The following is a 23,737-nucleotide window of genomic DNA, read 5'->3' on the forward strand; positions in this document are numbered from 1 at the left end:
ACCCCCCTCAGCCACGGCGCACGGCGGGCGTGGAGGATCAGTGCAGGGCGTGCACCGGCACGTCGTAGGGCGAGCCGAGGTTGACCGTGGCCGGGTCGGAGGCCCCGGCGGCCGCGTACCCGGCGGAGATGGCCGCCCGTTCGTGCGCCGGGATCACCTCGTCAATGTCCGTGAAACCACCGGGCGCCCGTTGGTGCGCCGGACTGATGACGGCCTCGGGGCCGAGCTGCCGGTTGGCCCGCTGGAGTGCGGTCATCGCGGGCCCGCGCTCCCTCTCGTACGCCGCCGGCGCCTCGGCCGGGTCGGCGTGCAGCGCCAGGGCGTGGGCGAGGGCGCGGGCGTCGACGACGGACTGGGTCGCGCCGTTCGACCCGACCGGGTACATGGCGTGGGCTGCGTCGCCGATCAGCGTCGTACGGCCGTGGCTCCAGCGTTCCAGGGGTTCGATGTCGACCATGGCGTATTCGAACGCGCTGTCGGAGGCCCGCAGCACCTCGGGGACGCTGACGCCGTCGAACTCCCAGCCTTCGTAGTGGTGGAGGAACCTGGTCGGCGGGACCGGTCTGTTCCAGTCACCGCGCGCGGTGTCGCCGATGGAGTCCGCGGGTCTCACCGGGGCCCGGTCGACCAGCACTTCACCGGTGCCGGCGGCCGGTCCGGCCAGCGGGTACACCACGGCCTTCTGCCGGTCGGAGCCCGCGACGAACATGAAGGGCCGGACCCGCTCGGCGGGCATCCGCGAGACGCCGCGCCATACGAACAGGCCGTTCCACGCCGGCGCGCCGGCGCCGGCCGTGCCTCTTCGCCGTGCGCCCTGCGCGTCGTGGTGCCGATGTGACGCGCACAGAAGATCTTGAGGATACGCGGCACGCCGGCGCGGGAGACGGCGGAGGCCATGGCCGGTTCCGCCCCTTCCTGTGGTCGTGCGGTGCTTCGCACCGCACGGAGCCGGCGGAGAGGTCCGGGCCAATTCCTGTGTCTGACAACCGGGTTGAGGAGGAGAACACAGCACATGGCACGACCGTGGGACAACGGCGTCGCGGAGGAGGCCGAGACCGTCGGCGTACGGGGGCCCGACGACCGGGACGAGGGCTCCTCCACCTGGGACACGCGGCTCGACCGGTCGCTCCCCGCGCGGGAACCGCGCCCACCTGGACCAGGGGTGACGGAGCGACAGGGGCCCTGTCCGGGGCGAGGCCGCGGGCGCGGTCCCCGGCCCGCCGGACCGCCCGCTCCAGGCGGCCCGCTGACCCGAACGGCACAACGCGCACCCGGCAGAAGGGCGGTCCCGCCCGAACAGAAGGGGCCGTTTCCCGTCCGCGCTGTTACAGAGCCGCGTTACGCGGCAGTAGTTAACAAAGCGCCGGATTGCGCACCCGAGGTACGAGGGAAGGCTCCTCCGGTACGCACGCCCGCGCGCCCCAAGTCGGTCCACCCGAGTGAACGTGGACAGGAGCGGTGATGCCCGCACCCCGTCAGTCGCCAACGGAGCGGCTAAAAAGGACAGACCCCAAGAAAGCCCCCGACCGCGAGCCGCGCCCGTCCGCGGCCGCACAGCCACCAGGTGAGCCAATGATCGGTCGCATTCCTGTCCTGGACGTACGTCCCGCCGTCGACTGCGGCAGAAGGCCCGCCAAGGCGGTGGCCGGTGAGACCTTCGAAGTCACCGCCACCGTCTTCCGCGAGGGCCACGACGCCGTCGCCGCCAACGTCGTCCTGCGTGACCCGGCGGGCCGGGAGGGCCCCTGGACCCCGATGCGCGAGTTCGCGCCGGGGACCGACCGGTGGGGCGCGCGCGTGACGCCCGTCGCCGAAGGGCAGTGGACGTACGCCGTGGAGGCCTGGTCCGATCCCGTGACCACCTGGCGCCACAACGCCCGGATCAAGATCCCGGCCGGCCAGGACACCGAGCTCGTCCTCGCGGAGGGCGCGGAACTGTACGAGCGCGCCGCGTCCGGGGTGCCCAAGAAGGACGGGCGCGAGGCCGTCCTGGCCGCCGTCGACGCGCTGCGCGACACCACGCTCCCCCCCTCGGTCCGGCTCGCCGCCGCGCTCGGGCCCGAGGCGGACGCGGCGCTCGCCCGCCACCCGCTGCGCGAGCTGGTCACGTCCTCGCCCCGGATGCCGCTGCTCGTCGAACGCGAGCGCGCCCTCTTCGGCTCCTGGTACGAGTTCTTCCCGCGCTCCGAGGGCGCCCGTACCGACACGGAGGGCAAGCAGGTCAGCGGCACGTTCAGGACGGCCGCCGAACGGCTGCCCGCCGTCGCCGCGATGGGCTTCGACGTGGTCTACCTGCCGCCCGTCCACCCGATCGGCACCACCCACCGCAAGGGCCCCAACAACACCCTGTCGGCGTCCGCCACTGACGTCGGCGTGCCCTGGGCGATCGGCTCGGCCGACGGCGGCCACGACGCGATCCACCCCGACCTCGGCACGTTCGAGGACTTCGACGACTTCGTCGCCCGCGCCCGGGACCTGCGCATGGAGATCGCGCTGGACTTCGCGCTCCAGTGCTCACCCGACCACCCCTGGGTCACCGAGCACCCCGAGTGGTTCCACCACCGCGCCGACGGCTCGATCGCGTACGCCGAGAACCCGCCGAAGAAGTACCAGGACATCTACCCGATCGCGTTCGACGCCGACATGCCGGGGCTGGTCCGCGAGACGCTGCGGGTGCTGCGGCTGTGGATGAGCCACGGCGTGCGGATCTTCCGCGTCGACAATCCGCACACCAAGCCGGTGGTCTTCTGGGAGAAGGTCATCGCGGACATCAACCGCACCGACCCCGACGTGATCTTCCTGGCCGAGGCCTTCACCCGCCCCGCGATGATGCACACCCTCGGCGCGATCGGCTTCCAGCAGTCGTACACGTACTTCACCTGGCGCAACACCAAGCAGGAGCTGACCGAGTACCTCACGGAGCTGACCGGCGACGCCGCCGCGTACATGCGCCCCAACTTCTTCGTGAACACCCCGGACATCCTGCACGCCTACCTCCAGCACGGCGGCCGTCCGGCCTTCGAGGTGCGGGCGGTGCTCGCCGCCACGCTGGCGCCCACGTGGGGCGTGTACGCGGGCTTCGAGCTGTGCGAGGGCACACCGGCCCGGGAGGGCGGCGAGGAGTACCTGGACTCGGAGAAGTACCAGCTGAGGCCGCGCGACTGGGAGGCCGCGGAGCGCGAGGGCCGCACCATCGCCCCGCTGATCACCACCCTCAACCGGGTGCGCCGCCGTCACCCCGCCCTTCAGCAACTGCGCGACCTGCACTTCCACCACGCCGACAACGACGCGGTCCTCGTCTACTCGAAGCGTTCGGGTTCGAACACCGTTGTGGTGGTCGTCAACCTCGACCCGCACCACACCCAGGAAGCCACGGTGTCGTTGGACATGCCGGAACTCGGCCTCGAATGGTCCGGTTCCGTCCCGGTGCGCGACGAGCTCACCGGCGAGACCTATCACTGGGGCAGGGCCAACTATGTGCGCCTCGAGCCGGGCCGTACGCCCGCGCACGTCCTCGTTCTGCGACCGTCCCCGCCGATCGGAGGGTCACCCACATCATGATCGTCAATGAGCCCGTCCACGACACCTTCGAGGACACGCCCGCCAAGGACCGCGACCCCGAGTGGTTCAAGCGCGCCGTGTTCTACGAGGTGCTCGTCCGTTCCTTCCAGGACAGCAATGGAGACGGCGTAGGTGACCTCAAGGGCATCACCGCCAAGCTGGACTACCTCCAGTGGCTGGGGGTCGACTGCCTCTGGCTGCCGCCGTTCTTCAAGTCCCCGCTGCGCGACGGCGGTTACGACGTGTCGGACTACACGTCCGTGCTCCCCGAGTTCGGCGACCTCGCCGACTTCGTGGAATTCGTCGACGCCGCGCACCAGCGCGGCATGCGCGTGATCATCGACTTCGTCATGAACCACACCAGCGACCAGCACCCGTGGTTCCAGGAGTCCCGTTCCGATCCGGACGGGCCCTACGGCGACTACTACGTCTGGGCCGACGACGACAAGCAGTACCAGGACGCCCGGATCATCTTCGTCGACACGGAGACCTCCAACTGGACCTTCGACCCGGTCCGCAAGCAGTACTTCTGGCACCGCTTCTTCTCCCACCAGCCGGACCTCAACTATGAGAACCCGGCCGTGCAGGAGGAGATGATCTCCGCCCTGCGCTTCTGGCTCGACCTCGGCATCGACGGCTTCCGCCTCGACGCCGTTCCCTACCTCTACCAGGAGGAGGGCACGAACTGCGAGAACCTGCCCCGCACCCACGAGTTCCTGAAGCGGGTCCGCAAGGAGATCGACGCGTCCTACCCGGACACCGTGATCCTCGCCGAGGCCAACCAGTGGCCGGAAGACGTCGTCGACTACTTCGGCGACTACAAGGCCGGCGGCGACGAGTGCCACATGGCGTTCCACTTCCCCGTGATGCCGCGCATCTTCATGGCCGTACGCCGCGAATCGCGCTACCCGGTCTCGGAAGTCCTGGCCAAGACCCCGGCCATCCCGTCCAACTGCCAGTGGGGCATCTTCCTGCGCAACCACGACGAGCTGACCCTCGAAATGGTCACGGACGAAGAACGCGACTACATGTACGCGGAGTACGCCAAGGACCCGCGGATGCGCGCCAACATCGGCATCCGGCGGCGGCTGGCCCCGCTCCTCGACAACGACCGCAACCAGATCGAGCTGTTCACGGCCCTGCTCCTCTCCCTGCCCGGCTCGCCGATCCTGTACTACGGCGACGAGATCGGGATGGGCGACAACATCTGGCTGGGCGACCGGGACGCCGTACGCACCCCCATGCAGTGGACGCCCGACCGCAACGCCGGCTTCTCGTCCTGCGACCCGGGACGCCTCTTCCTCCCCACGATCATGGACCCGGTCTACGGATATCAGGTCACCAACGTCGAGGCGGCGATGACCTCGCCCTCCTCGCTGCTGCACTGGACGCGGCGGATGATCGAGATCCGCAAGCAGAACCCGGCGTTCGGCCTCGGCTCGTACACCGAGCTGCCGTCGACCAACCCCGCGGTGATCGCGTTCCTGCGCGAGTACAAGGACGACCTGGTGCTGTGCGTTCACAACTTCTCGCGGTTCCCGCAGCCGACGGAACTGGATCTTCGGACCTTCAACGGGCGGCATCCGGTCGAGCTGATCGGCGGGGTGCGTTTTCCCGCCATCGGCGAATGGCCGTATCTGCTGACCCTCGCAGGTCACGGCTTCTACTGGTTCCGGCTGCGCAAGGACGCGTCGCCGCTGCCGGCCAAGCGCGCCTGAAGTCCCGTCCGGGGCGGGGCGGTTTCCACTGCCTCGCCCTGGGCACTCTCCCCCTCGTATCGGGTCCGTACGGACGATCCCCGACCCGACACTCCCCGCGTTTCGACTGCGGGGAGAACCCCACGCACCGCCCGGACAGCTACGGTCGCAATCCGGGACACTCTGCGCATCCTGTGGTGTGCCCGGGGAAAGGACGCGATGCCATGTCGGAGGCTGCATCCACCCGGAGTACGGCCGCCCGCCGCGCCACTCCTCCAGCCCCACCCCCGGCGCTGCTCCCCTCGCTGGCGCCGCTGCTCCATGAATGGCTGCCCAGGCAGCGGTGGTTCGCGGGCAAAGGGCGCCCGGTCACCGGGTTCTCGCTGGTCGCTGCCACGGAGTTGCTGCCCGCCCAGGGCGGTCCCGGTCTGCTGCACCTGCTCGTGAGCGTCCAGCAGCCCGTCGCGGCGTCACCCGGTCCACCGGCACCGCCGGTCGCCGACTGCTACCAACTGCTGCTCGGTGTACGGCCCGCGCTGCCGCCGCGTCTCGCGCCGGCCCTCGTCGGGCACGTCCAGGAGGGGCCGCTGGCCGGACTCACCGTCTACGACGCTCTCCTGGACCCGCACCTGGCCGGTCTGCTCCTCGAACGGCTGCGTACCGCCGGTGCGCCGGGAGCGCTGCGCTTCGACCGCGACCCGTCGGCCGTCATCCCGCCCGGGCTCATCCCCAGGCCACTCGGCGCCGAGCAGTCCAACTCCTCGCTGGTCTATGGAGATTCGTTTATCCTCAAGGTGTTCCGCCGGGTCAGTCCCGGCTCGAACCCCGATCTGGAGCTGCCGCTCGCGCTCGCCCGCAAGGGCTGCGAGCGGGTGCCGGCGCCGGTCGCCTGGTACGAGGCCGCCAACGCCGACAACCCGTACGAGCCGTACACCCTCGGGGTCCTGCAGCCCTTCCTGCGCGGCTCCGAGGACGGCTGGCAGCGCGCGTTGCGGTCCCTCGCCACCGGCGAGGACTTCACCGCCGACGCGCAGGCGCTGGGACGGGCCACCGCCGAGGTGCACACCGCGCTCGCCGGCGCCCTGCCGACGACGACCCTGCGCAGGCAGCAGACGGAGCTGCTGGCGGCGGCGATGACCGAGCGGCTCGACGCGGCGGCGCAGGCGGTGCCCGCGCTGGTCCCGTACGTCCCCGCGCTGCGCACCGCGTTCGACGCCTTCGCGGCGCTGGGACGGTCGGGGCGGGCGTGGCCGGCCCAGCGCGTCCACGGCGACCTGCACCTGGGCCAGACGCTGCGCGCACCGGACGGCGAGTGGTCGGTGATCGACTTCGAGGGCGAGCCGTCGCGCCCGCTCGCGGAGCGGCGGCGCCCGCAGCCGGTCGTGCGTGACGTGGCGGGCATGCTGCGGTCCTTCGACTACGCGGCCCGCTCCCACCAGCCGTGGGACGCGGACTGGGCGACGCGGTGCCGGGAGGCGTTCTGCACCGGGTACGCGAAGTCGTCGGGGGCCGATCCGCGCGACGAGCCGGAGCTGCTCCGGGCGTACGAGACGGACAAGGCGGTCTACGAGGTCCTCTACGAGGCAAGGCACCGCCCGGACTGGCTCCCGGTCCCCCTGGCGGCCGTCCAGCGCCTGGCCTCGGCGACCCCGGAGGCCCGCGCCGCCCGCCACCGGCCGGAGACCACCCCGCACCGCCCCACCGGCCCGCTCCCGGGCACGGCCAGGCACAGCGGCCCCACCCGGCCCCCGGGGACGCCCCCGCACAGTGGCCCCGCCCCGTCCTCGGACACCGTCGGCCACCGCGCGCCCGAACCGCCCCCGGACACCGACCGCACCCCGGGAGCGACGCCATGACCCACCGCACCCCCGGGGCGGCGGATCTCCTCCTTCCCCGCCCCGCTCCTTCCCGAAGGCCCCGACCGCCGGCCGGGGCCGAAAGCGCGGCGCGCCCGGCGCCGGTCCGGCGCGCCCGGTGCCGGCGGTTTCGGTGCGCGGCGCGCCCGCCGTGCCCCCGCGCCTTCGTGAAGCGCCCTTCGACCACCCTCCCCCCGTTCACCGAACCCGACCGGATCCTCCCGAGGAGGCCGCACCCGTGACCCCCCGTCCACCGTCCCGCAAGCCCGCCGACACCCCGAACGTGTCCGACGCGCCCGCGCTGCCCGGCGTGCCCACCCTGCCCGACGCGCCCGTGCTGCCCGACGCCGTACAGCCCGACGCCGCGCAGCCCGTGCCGCCCCGGAAGCGCGCCAGGCCCGCGAGGGCCCCGAAGCAGGCCGAGGCCACCGAGCCGCCGCAGACCCCGCAGCCCTTGAAGGCCGCCGAGACCCCGCAGCCGCGCAAGCCCGCCCGGGCCGCCAAGACGGTGAAGCCGGCCAAGACGGCCAAGAGCGCCAAGGCCGCCAAGGCACCGCAGGCCCCGGAGCCCGCGGCCGCCGCCGGGCCGCCCGACTCCGCGCCCAAGGCCGCGCAGGACGCCGAGGCCGGCCGCGGCGCCCGCGGGCGTGCGAAGCCGGAGACCACCGCGGCGCCCGCGGCGAAGCCGGCCAGGGCCACCAGGTCGCGCCGGGCCCCGCAGCCCGGCGCCACGGACGGGCCGCCCGACTCCGCGGCCGAGACGGCGCAGGACGCCGAGGCCGCCGCGCGCACGAAACCGCGGCCCGGTCCCCTCGCGCTCGACGACACCGAGCGGGCCCGGCTGCTCGCCGGGGACCACCACGACCCGCACGGCGTCCTCGGCGCCCACCCGCTCCAGGGCGAAGCCACCGGCGTCGTCCTGCGCGCGCTGCGGCCCTGCGCCCGGGCCGTGACCGTGCTCGCCGCCGGTCACCGCACCCCGCTGCACGACGACGGCGACGGGTTCTTCTCCGGCGTACTGCCGCTGGACGCCGTACCGCCGGAGTACACCCTCCTCGTCACCTACGACGACAACGAGCTGGAGGTGCAGGACCCGTACCGCTTCCTGCCCGCCCTCGGCGAGCTCGACCTGTACCTGATCGGCGAGGGCCGCCACGAGGAGCTGTGGCGGGCGCTCGGCGCGCAGCCGACGGTCCACCAGGGGGTGGCCGGTACCCGCTTCACCGTCTGGGCGCCGAACGCCCGGGGCGTACGGGTCGTGGGCGACTTCAACTTCTGGGACGGCATCGGGTTCCCGATGCGCTCCCTGGGCTCGTCCGGCGTCTGGGAGCTGTTCGTGCCCGGCGTCGGCGAGGGCGCGCTCTACAAGTTCGAGATCATGCGCCCCGACGGCAGCCGTACGATGCGCGCCGACCCGATGGCACGCCGCACCGAGGTCCCGCCCGCCAACGCGTCGATCGTGACGGCCTCGCACCACGTCTGGAACGACCAGGAATGGATGGCCCACCGCGCCGACCGGCCGGTGCACGAGGCGCCGTTCTCGGTCTACGAGGTCCATCTCGCGTCCTGGCGGCCCGGCCTGTCGTACCGCGAACTGGCCGAGCAGCTCCCCGCGTACGTGTCCGACCTCGGCTTCACCCACGTCGAGCTGATGCCGGTCGCCGAGCACCCCTTCGGCGGATCGTGGGGCTACCAGGTCACCGGCCTGTACGCGCCGACGGCCCGCATGGGCACGCCCGACGACTTCCGCTACCTGGTCGACGCGCTGCACCGGGCCGGCATCGGCGTCATCATGGACTGGGTCCCGGCCCACTTCCCGAAGGACGACTGGGCGCTGGCGCGGTTCGACGGGCCCCACCTGTACGAGCACGAGGACTGGCGGCGCGCCGAGCACCCCGACTGGGGCACGCTCGAATTCGACTACGGGCGCCCCGAGGTGCGCAACTTCCTGGTCGCCAACGCCACGTACTGGTGCGAGGAGTTCCACATCGACGGCCTGCGCGTCGACGCGGTCGCCTCGATGCTCTACCTCGACTACTCGCGCGAGGAGGGCCAGTGGGCGCCGAACGAGTTCGGCGGCCGCGACAACCCGGACGCCGTCGCCTTCCTCCAGGAGATGAACGCGACCGTCTACCGCCGCAACCCCGGCGTCGTGACGATCGCCGAGGAGTCCACCGCCTGGGAGGGCGTCACCCGCCCCACCGACAGCGGCGGCCTCGGCTTCGGCCTGAAGTGGAACATGGGGTGGATGCACGACTCGCTGGTGTACATCAGCAAGGAGCCGGTGCACCGCAAGTACCACCACAACGAGATGACGTTCTCGATGGTGTACGCGTACAGCGAGAACTACGTCCTTCCCATCTCCCACGACGAGGTGGTGCACGGCAAGCAGTCCCTGGTGAGCAAGATGCCGGGCGACTGGTGGCAGCAGCGCGCCAACCACCGCGCGTACCTCGCCTACATGTGGGCGCACCCCGGCAAGCAGCTCCTCTTCATGGGGCAGGAGTTCGCGCAGGGGGCGGAGTGGTCGGAGGGGCACGGCCCCGACTGGTGGCTGCTGGACCCGTCGTACTCGGCGGAGCCGGACCACCGCGGCGTGCGTGACCTGGTCCGCGACCTGAACCAGGTCTACACCGCCACGCCGGCCCTGTGGGAGCTGGACACCGTCCCCGACGGCTTCGCGTGGGTGGCGGGCGACGCCGCCGAGGACAACGTCTTCGCGTTCCTCCGCTTCGACGCGCGGAGCGGTCCGCTGCTGGCCGTGTCCAACTTCTCGCCGGTCGTACGGCACGAGTACCGGCTCGGCGTCCCGGACCTCATCCCGGCCTGGACGGAGGTCCTGAACACGGACGAGGCCCGGTACGGCGGCAGCGACGTACGCAACACGGAGCCGGTCAAGCCCGAACCGGCCGGGGCGCACGGGCACCGGTCGAGTCTGCAGCTGACGCTGCCGCCGCTGGCGACGGTGTGGTTCAAGCCGGCCTGACGTCGTTCACGACGCGCGCGCGAGCCCTTCCCGGAGACATGCGGGGAGGGCTCCCGTGTGGACGACGGCGAGGTGCTGCGTGGCCCGGGTCAGGGCCACGTACAGGTCGTTGGCGCCGCGCGGCGACCCGGCGAGGATCCGTCCGGGCTCGACGACGACCACCGTGTCGAACTCCAGGCCCTTCGCCTGCCGCGGGTCGAGGAGCACGACGGACCGGGTGAGGTCGGGCGCGGCGCCGTGCGCGGCGCCGGGGAGGGCGACGGCCAGCGCCCCGTGCAGCTCGCGGGGGGCGACGACGGCCAGCCGTCCCTCCCGCGGCGCCTCGTCCGCGACCGTTTCGGCGACGGCACGGGCGAGGGCGTCCGGCTCGGTGGCGCGCGCCCGGGGGCGTACACCGGTGGAGCGGACGGAGCCCGGCGGCTCGAAGGCCGGGTCCTGGGCCCGCCGCACACCGGCCGCGACCTCCATGATCTCGGCGGGGGTGCGGTAGTTGACCCCGAGCCGGGTGTGGGCCCAGCGGTCGCCGACGTACGGGCCGAGGATCTGCTGCCAGGAGTCGCAGCCCGCCGCGTCCCCGGTCTGGGCGGGGTCGCCGACCAGGGTCATCGAGCGCGTCGGGGAGCGCCGCATCAGCAGCCGCCAGGCCATCGCGGACAGCTCCTGCGCCTCGTCGACGATGATGTGGCCGAAGGCCCAGGTGCGGTCGGCGGCGGCGCGTTCGGCGGTGCTGCGGTGGTCGGCCTCCTCGTGGCGCTCGGCCATCCGCTCGGCGTCGACGATGTCGTGGGCGCCCAGGACCTCGGACGCGTCCTCGTCGACGTCCTCCTTGTCCTCGAACTCGTAGGTGCGGGAGGCGTACGCCATGTCCAGCACGCCCTGGGCGTAGGCGATGCGCTGCTGCCGCTCGGCCTCCTCGGCCGCCCGCGCGGCCGAGTCGTCCTCGCCGAGCAGTTCGGCGGCCTCGTCGAGGAGCGGTACGTCGGCGGGCGTCCACGCGCCGCCGTCGCGCCGGATCAGCCGGGCGTCGGCGTCGGGGAGGTGAACGGGGCCGGCGAGGAAGTCGGCGACCAGCTGCTGCGGGGTGAGCGGTGGCCACAGCGCGTCGATGGCCTCGTGCACCTCACCGCTGAGCGCGACGGCCTTGCCGAGCTGGGCGATGTCGTCGGGCCCGAGGAAGTTGGGGCCGCCGTACGGGTCGTAGCCGATCCGGTCGGCGAGCTGCGCGGTGAGCGCGTCGATGATCCGGAAGGCGAAGTGCGGGCGGGCGAGGTTGTGCGGCAGCCCGGTCTGGCGGGCGGCGGCCCGGGCGTCCTCCGCCATCGCCCGGTCCAGCAGCAGCGTGCCGTCGTCGTGCTCGATCTCGACGGCCGGGTCGGGCACGGTCTGCCGGTCCCGTACGAAGCGGGCGAGGGCGTCCGCCATGGCGGCCCGGCCCTTGGCCTCGGCCGCCCCGGCGGTGTCGGTTCCGGTGGCGGTGACGCCCGGGAAGAGCTCGCCCACGGTCGCCAGCAGTACTCCGGTCTCGCCGAGCGAGGGCAGCACTTCGCCGATGTAGGAGAGGAAGGCCGGGTTGGGCCCGACGATCAGCACACCGCGGCGGGCGAGCAGGTCCCGGTAGGCGTACAGCAGGTACGCCGCGCGGTGCAGCGCGACGACGGTCTTGCCGGTGCCGGGGCCGCCCTCGACGACGAGGACGCCCTGGTGGGACGCGCGGATGATGCGGTCCTGCCCGGCCTGGATGGTCCGCACGATGTCGTGCATCCGCCCCGAGCGCGCCGCGTCCAGCGCGGCGAGCAGCACGGTGTCCGCGGCGGAGCCCTCGTGGCCGGTGCGGGTGGTGTCCGTGAGGTCCAGGATCTCGTCGTGCAGCGCGGTGACGGTGCGGCCCTCGGTGGTGATGTGGCGCCGGCGGCGCAGTCCCATCGGGGAATGCCCGGTCGCGAGATAGAAGGGACGGGCGATCTCGGCCCGCCAGTCGACGACGAGAGGCGTGCGCTCCGCGTCGTTCTGCCGGATTCCGATACGGCCCATGTGGTACTGGCGCCCGTCCTGGAAGTCGAGCCGCCCGAAACAGAGTCCGCTCTCCTCGGCATTGAATGCGGCGAGCAGCCCGGACTGCTCGGCCACCAGCACATCGCGCTCAAGTTTCGCCTGATGACCCGTTTCCACCTGCGTCAATGCCGACTCGACGGTGGCCTCGGCCTCTTCGCGCAGGTCATCGAGGCGCGCGTAGAGCCCGGTGATGAATTCCTGCTCCTTCTGAAATTCCTCGGTTGACAATTGAGCTCCCAACAAGCTAAGCTGTGTTCATACGGCACCTCTGTGACCCATTCCGAACAAGGTCGCAGAAACGTCCAATATACGCAGCGAAATACCCCGGGTGTCAATTCCCCGGGGTATTTCTTTTGCCTGCGGAAGCCCGGGGCCCGCCGGGCCCGGTCACCTGTCCGCGTCCGCCAGTTCCTGGAGGAGCTTCCGCTTGGGGCGGGCGCCGACCATCTGCCGCACGGGTCCGCCGTCGCGGAAGACGATGAGCGTCGGCGTCGACAGCACGCCGTACCGGATCGTCGTCCCGGCAGCGCGGCGCCGGCTTCGAGCTCGGCGCGGGCGAGCTGGGCGCCCACCTGGGTGCGTACGGCCCGCAACCGGCCGATCAGCTCGTCGAGTTCGGACAGCTTGCGCCGGTACCCGTCCAGCGAGGCCGGACAGGAGTCCCCCGCCGGATGGCCCGCCCGCAGGCAGTCCACGAAGGGGCGGGTCTCCTCCAGGTCGAACCCGAAGTCCTGAAGGGTCCTGATCTGCTGGAGGAGCCGCAGGTCCTCCTCGCCGTACGTGCGGTAGCCGTTGACCGCGCGCCGGGCGGGGAGGAGGACGCGGGACTCGTACCGGGCGGGGAGGAGGACGCGGGACTCGTAGTAGCGCGGCGCCCGGGTGGTCGTCCCCGCCCGCTCCGCCGGCTCGCCGATTCGCATGCCCCGACGGTAATCCTTGACGTCGGCGTCAAGGCGAGGGAGTCACGGCAGGGAGGGGACCGGGGCTCAGCCCTTGAGCCCGAGCACCTCGATCGTGCTCGCCCAGTCGTCCGCGCCGTGCCCCTCGGCGATCGCACGGTCGGCGACGGCCTTGATCGCCTCCAGGTGGCCCGTGTCGAGGCCGCGCTCCCGCGACATGTGCAGGAGGTGGTCGACGCTCGCGGCCATCATGCCCAGGTTGGCCTGCTCGCCGTCGTAGTCGCCCGTGTCGATCGCGGTCGCCATGCCGGCCGCGATCGACGGCAGGATCGCGACGATGGAGTTCAGGTACGGGGCGAGGGCCGTGGCGGCGACCTTGTCCTCCCGGGCCAGGGCGAAGGCGTGCACCAGGCCCGACATGCTTCCGTAGAAGAAGTCGAGCATCGACAGGTCGTAGACGGCGGCGAGCCCGTGGTCCTCGCCCAGGTAGGCGGCCTGGCCGGCCAGCGCCTTGAGGGCGGTCCCGTACTTCTCGAACGCCGGGCGCTCACCGGCGTAGAGGATCAGCGCCTCCGGTCCGCCGACGAGCGGGGTCGGCACCATCACCGCCCCGTCCAGGTACGCGATGCCGTGCTCGCCCGCCCAGGCCGCCGCCGCGCGGGCCCGCTCCGGGGAGTCCGAGGTGAGGTTGGTCAGGACACGGCCCGCGAGGGCGCCGGCGAGCGGTTCGAGGATCGCCTGCGAGGCGTCGTAGTCGACGACGCAGACGACGGTCAGTCCGCTCGCCCGGACGGCTTCTTCGGCGGTGGCGGCGAGGACCGCACCGCGCGCGACGAGGTCTTCGCCCTTCCCCGCGGAGCGGTTCCAGACGGTGGTGGGGTGGCCTGCGTCCAGGAAGGCGCCGGCGAGTGCGCGGCCCATGGCGCCGAGGCCGATGACGGTCACGGGAGCAAGGCTGTCGGAAGTCATGACCACCATGCTTCGGTGCCGCCGTCCGACCGACAAGTACCGACTTTAAAGTCCGATACTCACCGGAAGGTAAGCATCGAGGTCAGCGGCCGGGGGCAACTGCGTTTGCGCTGCGAGCCGTTGCTCCGACGCTCGGCCGTCCGGCCGGTACGGAAGGAGATTCCGTACCGGCCGGACCGCTCGTCGCGCAGTCGCGTCGTCGCGTCACACGCCCGCCGGCGCCTTCTCGTCGTTGCGCGCCTCCGGTACGTCCGGCACGTCGCCGTGCGCGTCGTCGAGGAGGGTTTTTTCGTCGAACGGCACCAGACCTGCCAGTACCTGGTCGGCCCGCTCCTTGTCGATCTCCTTCGTCCATGTGCCGACCAGCACCGTCGCCACCGCGTTGCCCGCGAAGTTCGTCAGGGCGCGCGCCTCGCTCATGAAGCGGTCGATGCCGACGATCAGGCCGACGCCGTCGACCAGTTCCGGGCGGTGCGACTGGAGGCCGCCGGCCAGGGTGGCCAGTCCGGCCCCGCTGACGCCCGCCGCGCCCTTCGACGCGACGAGGAGGAAGAGGAGGAGCGGGATCTGCTCCCCGACCGACATCGGGTCGCCCATGGCGTCGGCGATGAAGAGCGAGGCCATGGTCATGTAGATCATGGTGCCGTCGAGGTTGAAGGAGTAGCCGGTCGGAACCGTGATGCCGACCACCGGCTTGCTGACGCCCAGGTGTTCCATCTTCGCGATGAGCCGCGGGAGGGCGGACTCGGAGGAGGAGGTGGACAGGATCAGCAGGAACTCACGGCCCAGGTACCTGAAGAACGTGAGGATGTTGAGGCCCGCGACGATGCGCAGCAGCGCGGCGAGCACGATGAAGACGAAGAGGAAACAGGTGACGTAGAAGCCCAGCATCAGTACGGCGAGGCTCTTCAGGGCGTCCAGACCGGCCGAGCCGGTGACGGCCGCGATCGCGCCGAAGGCACCGATCGGCGCCGCCCACATCACCATGCCCAGGATGCGGAAGACGAGCCGCTGGATGTGCTCGACACCGCGCAGAACGGGCCGGCCGGCCGAGCCCATGGCCTGCAGCGCGAAGCCGGCGAGCAGCGCCACCAGAAGGGTCTGGAGGACCTCGCCCGTGGTGAAGGCGGAGATGAACGTGGTCGGGATGATCCCGAGCACGAACTCGACCGTGCCCTTGGCCTCGGCCGCGGCCTGGCCCTGCCCCGCCTCCTTGATCGCGTCGGTCACCGCCAGGCTGTCACCGGGGTGCAGCACGTTGCCGACGAGCAGGCCGATGGCGAGCGCGACCAGCGACATCACCGTGAAGTAGCCGAGCGCGATGCCACCCACCGCGCCGACCTTGGCGGCCTTGCGGACCGAGCCGATGCCCAGCACGATCGTGCAGAAGATGATCGGCGAGATCATCATCTTGATCAGATTGACGAAGCCGGTGCCCAGTGGCTTGAGCCCGACGGCCACACCGGGGGCGGCGAAGCCCACCACGACGCCGAGTACCACGGCGGCTATGACGGCGATATACAGATAGTGCGTACGGTCCCGTCCTGCGGCTGTGCCTGCCACGGGGTCCTCCTCGTATGGTGGTGCGACGCCCACGTCCCGATGGGTCCCGGTGACTATCCACCACCCCTGTGACGCCCGTCACCCTTGCGTGCATTACGTTCACGGGTTTTCGGCCGGGCACACTTGCGGCATGCGCATCCCCCGCCCACGCAGCCTGGCCGGCCAGCTCTTCGCGATGCAGGTCGTGCTGGTGGCGGTGATCGTCGCGGGGTGCGCGGCCTTCGCGTACGTCTCGGACCGGTCGCAGGCCGAGGAGACCGCGCGGCGGCAGGCCTCCGCGACCGCCACCGCCGTCGCGAAGTCGCCCGCGGTGATCGAGGCGGCTCGCTCGGACCACCCGACCGGACTCCTCCAGCCGTACACCGAGGCGCTCCGCAAGGAGGCCGGTGTCACCTTCGTGACGATCATGGCGCCGGACGGTACGCGCTGGACGCACCCGGAGGCGCAGCAGATCGGCAGGACGTACCTGGGGCACACGGGACCGGCCCTGGCGGGCCGCACCTTCGACGAGACGTACGTGGGGGTGCTGGGCCGGTCGGTACGCGTGGTGGCGCCGGTACGGGACACCGGGGCCCGCGGCGGGCGGATCATCGGGCTCGTCAGCGCCGGCATCACCGTCGAGACCATCAGCGCGCAGATGCGGCAGCAGGTGGCGGCGCTGCTCGGCGTGGCGTCGGGGGCGCTGGCCCTCGGCGGAGCCGGTACGTACGTCATCAACGCCCGGCTGCGGCGGCACACGCACGGCATGAACGCCGCCGAACTGAGCCGCATGCACGACTATCACCAGGCCGCGCTGCACGCCGTACGCGAGGGGCTGCTGATGCTGGACGGGCGCCAGCGCATCGCGCTGATCAACGACGGCGGGCGCGAACTGCTCGGCCTCGGACCGGACGCGGTCGGCCGCCCGGTGGCCGAAACCGATCTCCCCGAGCCGCTCACGGCGGCGCTGCTGGCCCCCGGGCCGCGCGTCGACGAGGTGCACCTGACGGCGGACCGGGTGATCGTCGTCAACAGCTCGCCGGTCAGCGGCGGGGAGCAGCGCGGCACGGTCGTCACCCTGCGCGACCACACCGAACTTCAGGCGCTCTCCGGCGAGCTGGACTCGGAGCGGGGGTTCACGCAGGCGCTGCGCTCGCAGGCCCACGAAGCGGCGAACCGGCTGCACACGGTCGTCTCCCTCATCGAACTCGGCCGCGCGGACGAGGCGGTGGAGTTCGCCACGGCGGAACTGGAGCTGGCCCAGGCCCTCACCGACCAGGTCGTCGGCGCGGTCGGCGAGCCGGTGCTCGCGGCGCTGCTGCTAGGCAAGGCGGCGCAGGCGAACGAGCGGGGCGTGGCGCTGGTACTGGACGAGGACAGCCGGATCGACGACGGGCTGCTGCCCGGTACGCTGCCGGCCCGGGACCTGGTGACGATCCTGGGCAACCTGATCGACAACGCGGTGGACGCGGCGCAGGGCAGCGACGGCGCACGGGTCACGGTCACGGCCCGCACCGAGCGGAACGGCAGCGGCAGCGGCAGCGGCAGCGGCAGCGGCAGCGGCAGCGGCAGCGGCAGCGGCAGCGGCGTCGAACTGCTGCTGCGCGTGGCCGACACCGGGCCGGGGGTGGCGCCCGCGTCGGCCGAAGCGGTCTTCGCCCGCGGCTGGTCGACGAAGAGCGCGGGGCGCGGACTGGGGCTGGCGCTGGTGCGCCAGGCGGTGCACCGGGGCGGCGGCACGGTGGCGCTGGCCGGAGCCCGCGGGGGCGGCGCGCAGTTCACGGTACGGCTGCCACTGCGCGTGACGGCGGCGGAAGCGGCAACGGAGGGGACGCGGGTATGACGCGGCAGACCTTTCCCTCCCCCGCCCCTCCTCCTCTCCTCCTTCCTCCCACCGCCCCGCGACCGGAGACGGCTCCATGAACCCGCCGCCCCCCATCCGCGTCCTCGTCGTCGAGGACGACCCCGTCGCCGCCGACGCCCACGCGCTGTACGTCGGCCGCGTGCCCGGTTTCTCCGTGGCCGGGGTCGCCCGTTCCCGGGCGGAGGCGGTGCGGGCGCTCGACCGGGAACCCGTCGGCCTGCTCCTCCTCGACCTCTGCCTGCCCGACGGGCACGGCCTCCAGCTCGTGCGTTCGCTGCGCGGCGCCGGCCACACCGCCGACGTCATCGCCGTCACCTCGGCCCGCGACCTGGCCGTCGTACGCGAAGGCGTGTCCCTCGGCGTCGTCCAGTACGTCCTGAAGCCCTTCACCTTCGCCACCCTGCGCGACCGCCTGGTCCGCTACGCCGAGTTCCGGGCGGCCGCCGGTGAGGCCAGCGGGCAGGACGAGGTGGACCGGGCGCTCGCCGCCCTGCGTGCCCCCCAGCCCGCCACCCTCCCCAAGGGACTCAGCGCCCCGACGCTGGAGGCGGTGACCCGTACCCTGCGCGGCGCACCGGACGGCATCACCGCGACGACGGCCGCCGCCGCGGTCGGGATCTCGCGGATCACCGCCCGCCGCTACCTGGAGCACCTGGTCGCGACGGGCCGCGCCGAGCGCAGTCCGCAGTACGGGCAGATCGGCCGCCCGGAGCTGTACTACCGGTGGACCACCGTGCGCTGAACGCCCGTGCCGGTTCCCTTCCGGCGGGACCGTAGGACGTTCCTACGAGTTGTGATCTTGGGGGAACACACCGTAGTCGCGATGGCCCCGCCCTCCGTACGGTGTGGCCGTGCACCCCACTCCGCCTTTCAACGCCCCCGCCGCGCGCCGCCTGCGCGAAGCCCTGGGAATGGCACCCGGCCACGTCGCCTACGGGCTGCGTGCGCAGTACGGGCTGAACATCGGCCCCGACCTGGTCACCGCCTGGGAACGCGGGCTGCGCGCGCCCGACTCGCAGGAGATCACCGCGCTCGCCGGAGTCCTGTGGTGTTCGGTCGGCGACCTGCTCGCCACCCCCACCACGCTGCGCGAACACCGGATGGCCCGGGGCCTCGGGGTGCCCGACCTGGCACGGCTGGTGGGCCTGGACCAGGACGCGTACCAGCGGATGGAGGACGCGGGGCGGTGGCGCGGCAACGAGCGGCAGTCGGCGGCGCTCGCCGACGCGCTCGGCCTTTCGGCGAAGCAGTTCCTCACGGCGACGGGCCGCGACGAGGACCTGGCGCAGATGCTGCGCAGCGCGGTGACGACGCGCTGGCAGGCGTACGTACGCCCGACGGCGAAGCTGGTCCCGCTGGAGCGGAAGCAGGTGGAGGACGCGCTCCAGCGGCTGCACGCCGACTACCAGTCGCGGATGGTGGCGACGCTGAGCTGGAGCGGCGGCGACTCGGGGGACGGTGCGGCGGGCCGGGACTTCCTGGACGAGATCGTCGGGCGTTTCTGGCAGCTGGTGCGCTGAGGGCCGGGGCGGCCCCGGAAACGGCCGAGCGGCCCCGGCCGGCCACGGGGAGAGCCGGTCGGGACCGCTCGGTACGCGACGGAACGCGCGAAGCGCGCGAGTGGCGCGGTCAGAAGACGGACTCCGCCTCGTACATCCGCTTCTCCGGCACCGTCTTCAGCTCCTCGACGCCCACCGCCAGCGGCACCGTCGTGATCTCGGTGCCGGTCAGCGCCGTCATCTTGCCGAAGTCGCCCCGGTGCACCGCCTCCACCGCGTGCCAGCCGAAGCGGGTCGCGAGGACACGGTCGTACGCCGTCGGGGTGCCGCCGCGCTGGACGTGGCCGAGGATGACCGGCCGGGCCTCCTTGCCGAGCCGCTTCTCCAGCTCGCTCGCGAGCCGGTTGCCGATGCCGGTGAAGCGCTCGTGCCCGAACTGGTCGATGGCGCCCTTCTCGTACGGCATGGAGCCCTCGGCCGGACGCGCGCCTTCCGCGATGCACACGACCGCGAACTTCTTGCCGCGCGCGAAGCGTTCCTCGACCATCTTCACCAGGTCGTCGACCTCGAAGGGGCGCTCGGGCAGGCAGATGCCGTGCGCGCCGCCCGCCATCCCGGACTCCAGCGCGATCCACCCCGCGTGCCGGCCCATGACCTCGACGACCATGACGCGCTGGTGGGACTCGGCGGTGGTCTTCAGACGGTCTATGGCCTCGGTCGCGACACCGACGGCCGTGTCGAAGCCGAAGGTGCGGTCGGTGCCGTTGATGTCGTTGTCGATGGTCTTGGGTACGCCGACGACCGGCATCCCCACGTCCGACAGCATCCGGGACGCGGTGAGCGTGCCCTCGCCGCCGATCGGGATCAGCGCGTCGATGCCGGTGCGCTCCGACAACTCGTGCCAGTTCTCGGCCGCTTCGCGCAGCCGGTTGCGCTCCAGGCGCGCGGAACCGAGGATCGTACCGCCGCGGGAGAGGATGCCGCTGACGGCGTTGAGGTCGAGCGGGCGGTAGTGGCCGTCGAGCAGACCCTTGAAACCGTCCTCGAACCCGATGACCTCGTCGCCGTGACCGGCCACGGCACGGTGCACGACCGACCGGATCACTGCGTTCAGCCCCGGGCAGTCTCCGCCTGCGGTGAGAACTCCGATACGCATCGTGCTGTGTCTCCTGCTCGCTAGTGGTACATGTGAGCCAGAACCCGATTGTTTCACGGCTCGCATGGGCTCCGCGCTTCCGGCTACTCCGGTCACAAGGCCCGGACAGGGCCTCGCCGGGGCGCCGCGCGGCCGTCGTAGAGCCCGTGCGGGGCCTTCGGTCCCGGGCCTCCCAGCCCCCTCGCCCGGCGGGCGCCCTATCCATCCGCACAGGTATTGTCAAGAGGGCAAGACCACCCTAACTGGACGGAGAGCACGCGTGACGCGCAGCGTGTACGTGACCGGGATCGACCGGGGAGACGGCCGGCAGGTCATCGAGCTGGGAGTCATGGAGCTCCTGACGCGCCAGGTGGACCGGGTGGGCGTGTTCCGCCCCCTGGTCCACGACGGGCCCGACCGGCTCTTCGACCTGTTGCGCGCCCGGTACCGGCTGTCGCAGGACCCGGCGACCGGGTACGGCATGTACTACCAGGAGGCGGCTGCCCTCCAGGCCGAGAAGGGCACCGACGAGCTGGTGTCCCGCATCGTCGACCGCTTCCACCGGGTGGCGCGGGACTACGAGGTCGTCCTGGTGCTCGGTACGGACTTCGCCGACACCCAGCTGCCCGACGAGCTGGCCCTGAACGCCCGCCTCGCCAACGAGTTCGGCGCCTCGGTCGTCCCGGTGGTCGGCGGCCGGAAGCAGCCCGCCGACGCGGTGCGCGCCGAGACCCGCAACGCGTACCGCGCGTACGAGGCCCTGGGCTGCCAGGTCCTCGCGATGGTGGCCAACCGCGTCGCCCCGGCCGACCGCGCGGAGGTCGCCGAGCGCCTGGAGGCCCGCCTCCCGGTGCCCTGCTACGTCCTGCCGGACGAGCCGGCGCTGTCCGCCCCCACGGTCGCCCAGATCACCCACGCCCTCGGCGGCAGGGTGCTGCTCGGCGACGACTCGGGCCTGGCGCGCGACGCCCTGGACTTCGTCTTCGGCGGCGCGATGCTGCCGAACTTCCTGAACGCCCTGACCCCCGGCTGCCTCGTCGTGACCCCGGGCGACCGCGCCGACCTGGTGGTGGGCGCGCTCGCCGCGCACAGTGCCGGAACCCCGCCCATAGCGGGCGTACTCCTCACCCTCGACGAGCGCCCCGGCGCCGAAGTCCTCACCCTCGCCTCGCGCCTGGCCCCCGGCACCCCGGTGGTCTCGGTGCCCGGGGGCTCCTTCCCCACCGCGACCGAGCTCTTCACCCTGGAGGGCAAGCTCAACGCCGCGACCCCCCGCAAGGCGGAGACCGCGCTCGGCCTCTTCGAGCGGTACGTCGACACCGCCGACCTGCTGGAGCGTATGGCGGTGGCCCGCAGCGGCCGCGTCACGCCGATGATGTTCGAGCACGAGCTGCTGGAGCGGGCCCGGTCCGACCGCCGCCGCGTCGTGCTGCCCGAGGGCACCGAGGAGCGCGTGCTGCGCGCCGCCGACGTGCTGCTGCGCCGCGACGTGTGCGACCTGACGCTGCTCGGTGACGTCGACGTCCTGCGCAAGAAGGCCGCCGACCTGGGCATCGACCTCACGAAGACCCAGCTCATCGACCCGCAGACCTCCGAGCTGCGCGGCCGCTTCGCGGAGTCGTACGCGATGCTGCGCGCCCACAAGGGCGTCAGCGTGGAGCTGGCGTACGACGTGGTGGCCGACGTCAACTACTTCGGCACGATGATGGTCCACGAGGGCCTGGCCGACGGCATGGTGTCGGGCTCGGTGCACTCCACCGCCGCGACCATCCGTCCCGCCTTCGAGATCATCAAGACCAAGCCGGACGCCAAGATCGTCTCGTCGGTCTTCTTCATGCTGCTCGCCGACAAGGTGCTGGTGTACGGCGACTGCGCGGTCAACCCGGACCCGGACGCCGTGCAGCTCGCGGACATCGCCGTCCAGTCGGCGGCCACGGCCGGGAAGTTCGGCGTGGCCCCGCGGATCGCGATGCTGTCGTACTCGACCGGCTCCTCCGGCACCGGTGTGGACGTCGACAAGGTGCGCGAGGCCACCGAGCTGGTGCGCGCCACCCGTCCCGACCTGCTGGTCGAGGGGCCGATCCAGTACGACGCCGCGGTCGAGCCGTCCGTGGCCGCCACCAAGCTGCCCGGCTCCGAGGTCGCGGGCCAGGCGTCGGTGCTGATCTTCCCGGACCTGAACACCGGCAACAACACCTACAAGGCCGTCCAGCGCTCGGCCGGCGCCGTCGCCGTCGGCCCGGTGCTCCAGGGCCTGAACAAGCCGGTCAACGACCTCTCGCGCGGCGCCCTGGTCCAGGACATCGTCAACACGGTCGCCATCACGGCGATCCAGGCCCAGGGCGAGACCGCATGACGTCCGCGCCCACCCCTCCGAGCCAAGAAAGCACCGCACCCGTGACTGCTGCCACGCGCGTCCTCGTCCTCAACTCCGGCTCCTCGTCGGTGAAGTACCAGCTGCTCGACATGCGCGACCACACGCGTCTGGCCGTCGGCCTGGTCGAGCGGATCGGCGAGGAGACCTCGCGCCTGGTGCACACCCCGCTGACCGGTGACGGCGGCGACGGCGAGAAGCGCGAGCGCACCGGCCCGATAGCCGACCACGCGGCCGCGCTGGAGGCCGTCGCCGGGGAACTCTCGCGCGACGGGCTCGGCGTGGACTCCCCCGCGCTGGCCGCCATCGGTCACCGGGTGGTGCACGGCGGCCTGAAGTTCAGCGCGCCGACCGTGATCACCGACGAGGTGCTGAAGGAGATCGAGCGGCTCGTCCCGGTCGCCCCGCTGCACAACCCGGCGAACATCACCGGCATCCGCACGGCGCGGGAGCTGCGCCCCGACCTGCCGCAGGTCGCCGTCTTCGACACGGCCTTCCACACGACGATGCCGGAGTCCGCGGCCCGGTACGCGATCGACGTCGAGACCGCCGACGCCCACCGCATCCGCCGCTACGGCTTCCACGGCACCTCGCACGCGTACGTCTCCCGCGAGACGGCCAGGCTGCTGGGCAAGGACCCGTCCGAGGTCAACGTCATCGTGCTGCACCTGGGCAACGGGGCCTCGGCGACCGCCGTGCGGGGCGGGGAGTGCGTGGACACCTCGATGGGGCTGACGCCCCTGGAGGGGCTCGTGATGGGTACGCGCTCCGGTGACATCGATCCGGCGGTGACGTTCCACCTCATGCGGGTCGCCGGGATGTCGGCCGACGAGGTCGACGTACTGCTCAACAAGAAGAGCGGTCTTGTCGGCCTGTGCGGCGACAACGACATGCGGGAGATACGCCGCCGTATCGACGAGGGCGACGAGCGGGCGCGGCTGGCTTTCGATATCTACATCCACCGGCTGAAGAAGTACATCGGTGCCTATTACGCCGTTCTGGGCCGGGTCGACGCGGTGGCGTTCACGGCGGGAGTCGGCGAGAACGCGGCGCCGGTGCGCGCGGCCGCTGTCGCGGGCCTGGAGGAAATGGGTCTGGCGGTGGACGCCGATCTCAACGCCGTACGGGCGGATTCGGCGCGGGTGATCTCGCCGGAGTACGCCCGGGTCGCGGTCGCCGTCGTACCGACCGACGAGGAATTGGAAATCGCCCGGCAGGCGTATGCATTGGTCAACGCCTGAGCGGCCTCCCGCCCATTTGTACATTCCACCAGACGGAATATTCCGCAGCGAAACAAACCGAT

Annotated in this window: 14 protein-coding genes and 2 pseudogenes; 9 read left to right on the plus strand and 7 right to left on the minus strand. The window is 72.1% G+C overall.

Going from position 1 to position 23,737, the window contains the following annotated elements; translation table 11 throughout:
• Positions 1 to 37 precede the first annotated feature (37 nt).
• On the minus strand, positions 38 to 736 hold the full coding sequence (locus ABD374_RS07600; RefSeq protein ID WP_344492702.1) for an FAD-dependent monooxygenase: 699 nt from the start codon (positions 734 to 736) through the stop codon (positions 38 to 40).
• Between the two features lie 836 nt (positions 737 to 1,572).
• Between ABD374_RS07600 and ABD374_RS07605 the strand changes: the two genes are divergently transcribed.
• The 4 genes from ABD374_RS07605 to glgB all read left to right on the plus strand — a co-directional run bounded on the left by ABD374_RS07605 (position 1,573) and on the right by glgB (position 10,100).
• Complete coding sequence (locus tag ABD374_RS07605; protein ID WP_344492705.1) at positions 1,573 to 3,561, plus strand: alpha-1,4-glucan--maltose-1-phosphate maltosyltransferase; 1,989 nt, start codon at positions 1,573 to 1,575, stop codon at positions 3,559 to 3,561.
• Positions 3,558 to 5,279: a maltose alpha-D-glucosyltransferase gene (treS, locus tag ABD374_RS07610; protein ID WP_344492707.1), complete on the plus strand. Its 1,722-nt coding sequence runs from the start codon at positions 3,558 to 3,560 to the stop codon at positions 5,277 to 5,279. Before ABD374_RS07605 ends, treS begins: the two co-directional genes overlap by 4 nt.
• A gap of 203 nt (positions 5,280 to 5,482) precedes the next feature.
• The gene (locus ABD374_RS07615) at positions 5,483 to 7,114 is read left to right on the plus strand and encodes a maltokinase N-terminal cap-like domain-containing protein (protein ID WP_344492710.1); all 1,632 of its coding nucleotides are present in this window, start codon (positions 5,483 to 5,485) and stop codon (positions 7,112 to 7,114) included.
• A gap of 508 nt (positions 7,115 to 7,622) precedes the next feature.
• Positions 7,623 to 10,100, plus strand: a complete 2,478-nt coding sequence (glgB, locus tag ABD374_RS07620) for a 1,4-alpha-glucan branching enzyme (protein WP_344492967.1) — start codon at positions 7,623 to 7,625, stop codon at positions 10,098 to 10,100.
• A gap of 6 nt (positions 10,101 to 10,106) precedes the next feature.
• On the opposite strand, the gene ABD374_RS07625 is transcribed toward glgB, so the two are convergent.
• From ABD374_RS07625 to ABD374_RS07645, 5 genes and pseudogenes are all read right to left on the minus strand, one after another.
• Positions 10,107 to 12,380, minus strand: a complete 2,274-nt coding sequence (locus ABD374_RS07625; protein ID WP_344492713.1) for a HelD family protein — start codon at positions 12,378 to 12,380, stop codon at positions 10,107 to 10,109.
• Positions 12,381 to 12,539: 159 nt separating this feature from the next.
• A pseudogene (locus tag ABD374_RS07630) lies at positions 12,540 to 12,683 on the minus strand (thioredoxin domain-containing protein); the annotation flags it as partial.
• A pseudogene (locus ABD374_RS07635) lies at positions 12,671 to 13,072 on the minus strand (MerR family transcriptional regulator); the annotation flags it as partial. The pseudogenes ABD374_RS07635 and ABD374_RS07630, both read right to left, overlap by 13 nt.
• Before the next feature lie 66 nt (positions 13,073 to 13,138).
• Complete coding sequence (locus ABD374_RS07640) at positions 13,139 to 14,029, minus strand: NAD(P)-dependent oxidoreductase (protein ID WP_486388622.1); 891 nt, start codon at positions 14,027 to 14,029, stop codon at positions 13,139 to 13,141.
• 195 nt (positions 14,030 to 14,224) lie between these two features.
• Positions 14,225 to 15,583 carry a cation:dicarboxylate symporter family transporter gene (locus tag ABD374_RS07645; RefSeq protein WP_344492719.1) on the minus strand — a complete coding sequence of 453 codons (1,359 nt, stop codon included), beginning with the start codon at positions 15,581 to 15,583 and terminating at the stop codon, positions 14,225 to 14,227.
• A gap of 130 nt (positions 15,584 to 15,713) precedes the next feature.
• On the opposite strand from ABD374_RS07645, the gene ABD374_RS07650 reads away from it, so the two are divergent.
• The 3 genes from ABD374_RS07650 (at position 15,714) to ABD374_RS07660 (ending at position 18,946) form a co-directional block, all read left to right on the plus strand.
• Positions 15,714 to 17,405 (plus strand): sensor histidine kinase, encoded by a 1,692-nt coding sequence (locus tag ABD374_RS07650; protein ID WP_344492722.1) that lies wholly within the window; start codon positions 15,714 to 15,716, stop codon positions 17,403 to 17,405.
• A gap of 76 nt (positions 17,406 to 17,481) precedes the next feature.
• Positions 17,482 to 18,168, plus strand: a complete 687-nt coding sequence (locus ABD374_RS07655; RefSeq protein ID WP_344492725.1) for a response regulator — start codon at positions 17,482 to 17,484, stop codon at positions 18,166 to 18,168.
• 103 nt (positions 18,169 to 18,271) lie between these two features.
• Complete coding sequence (locus ABD374_RS07660) at positions 18,272 to 18,946, plus strand: helix-turn-helix domain-containing protein (RefSeq protein WP_344492728.1); 675 nt, start codon at positions 18,272 to 18,274, stop codon at positions 18,944 to 18,946.
• 109 nt (positions 18,947 to 19,055) lie between these two features.
• Here ABD374_RS07660 and ABD374_RS07665 read toward each other — a convergent pair whose 3' ends face one another.
• Complete coding sequence (locus ABD374_RS07665; protein WP_344492731.1) at positions 19,056 to 20,081, minus strand: ATP-dependent 6-phosphofructokinase; 1,026 nt, start codon at positions 20,079 to 20,081, stop codon at positions 19,056 to 19,058.
• A 259-nt stretch (positions 20,082 to 20,340) separates the two neighbouring features.
• Between ABD374_RS07665 and pta the strand changes: the two genes are divergently transcribed.
• Positions 20,341 to 22,416 carry a phosphate acetyltransferase gene (pta, locus tag ABD374_RS07670; RefSeq protein WP_344492734.1) on the plus strand — a complete coding sequence of 692 codons (2,076 nt, stop codon included), beginning with the start codon at positions 20,341 to 20,343 and terminating at the stop codon, positions 22,414 to 22,416.
• Positions 22,413 to 23,675: an acetate kinase gene (locus tag ABD374_RS07675; protein ID WP_344492737.1), complete on the plus strand. Its 1,263-nt coding sequence runs from the start codon at positions 22,413 to 22,415 to the stop codon at positions 23,673 to 23,675. The genes pta and ABD374_RS07675 overlap by 4 nt, the downstream gene beginning before the upstream one ends.
• The last annotated feature ends 62 nt before the right edge of the window (positions 23,676 to 23,737 follow it).

Origin of the sequence: Streptomyces enissocaesilis, from assembly GCF_039533765.1 — a bacterium.
Classification (GTDB): Bacteria; Actinomycetota; Actinomycetes; order Streptomycetales; family Streptomycetaceae; genus Streptomyces; species Streptomyces enissocaesilis.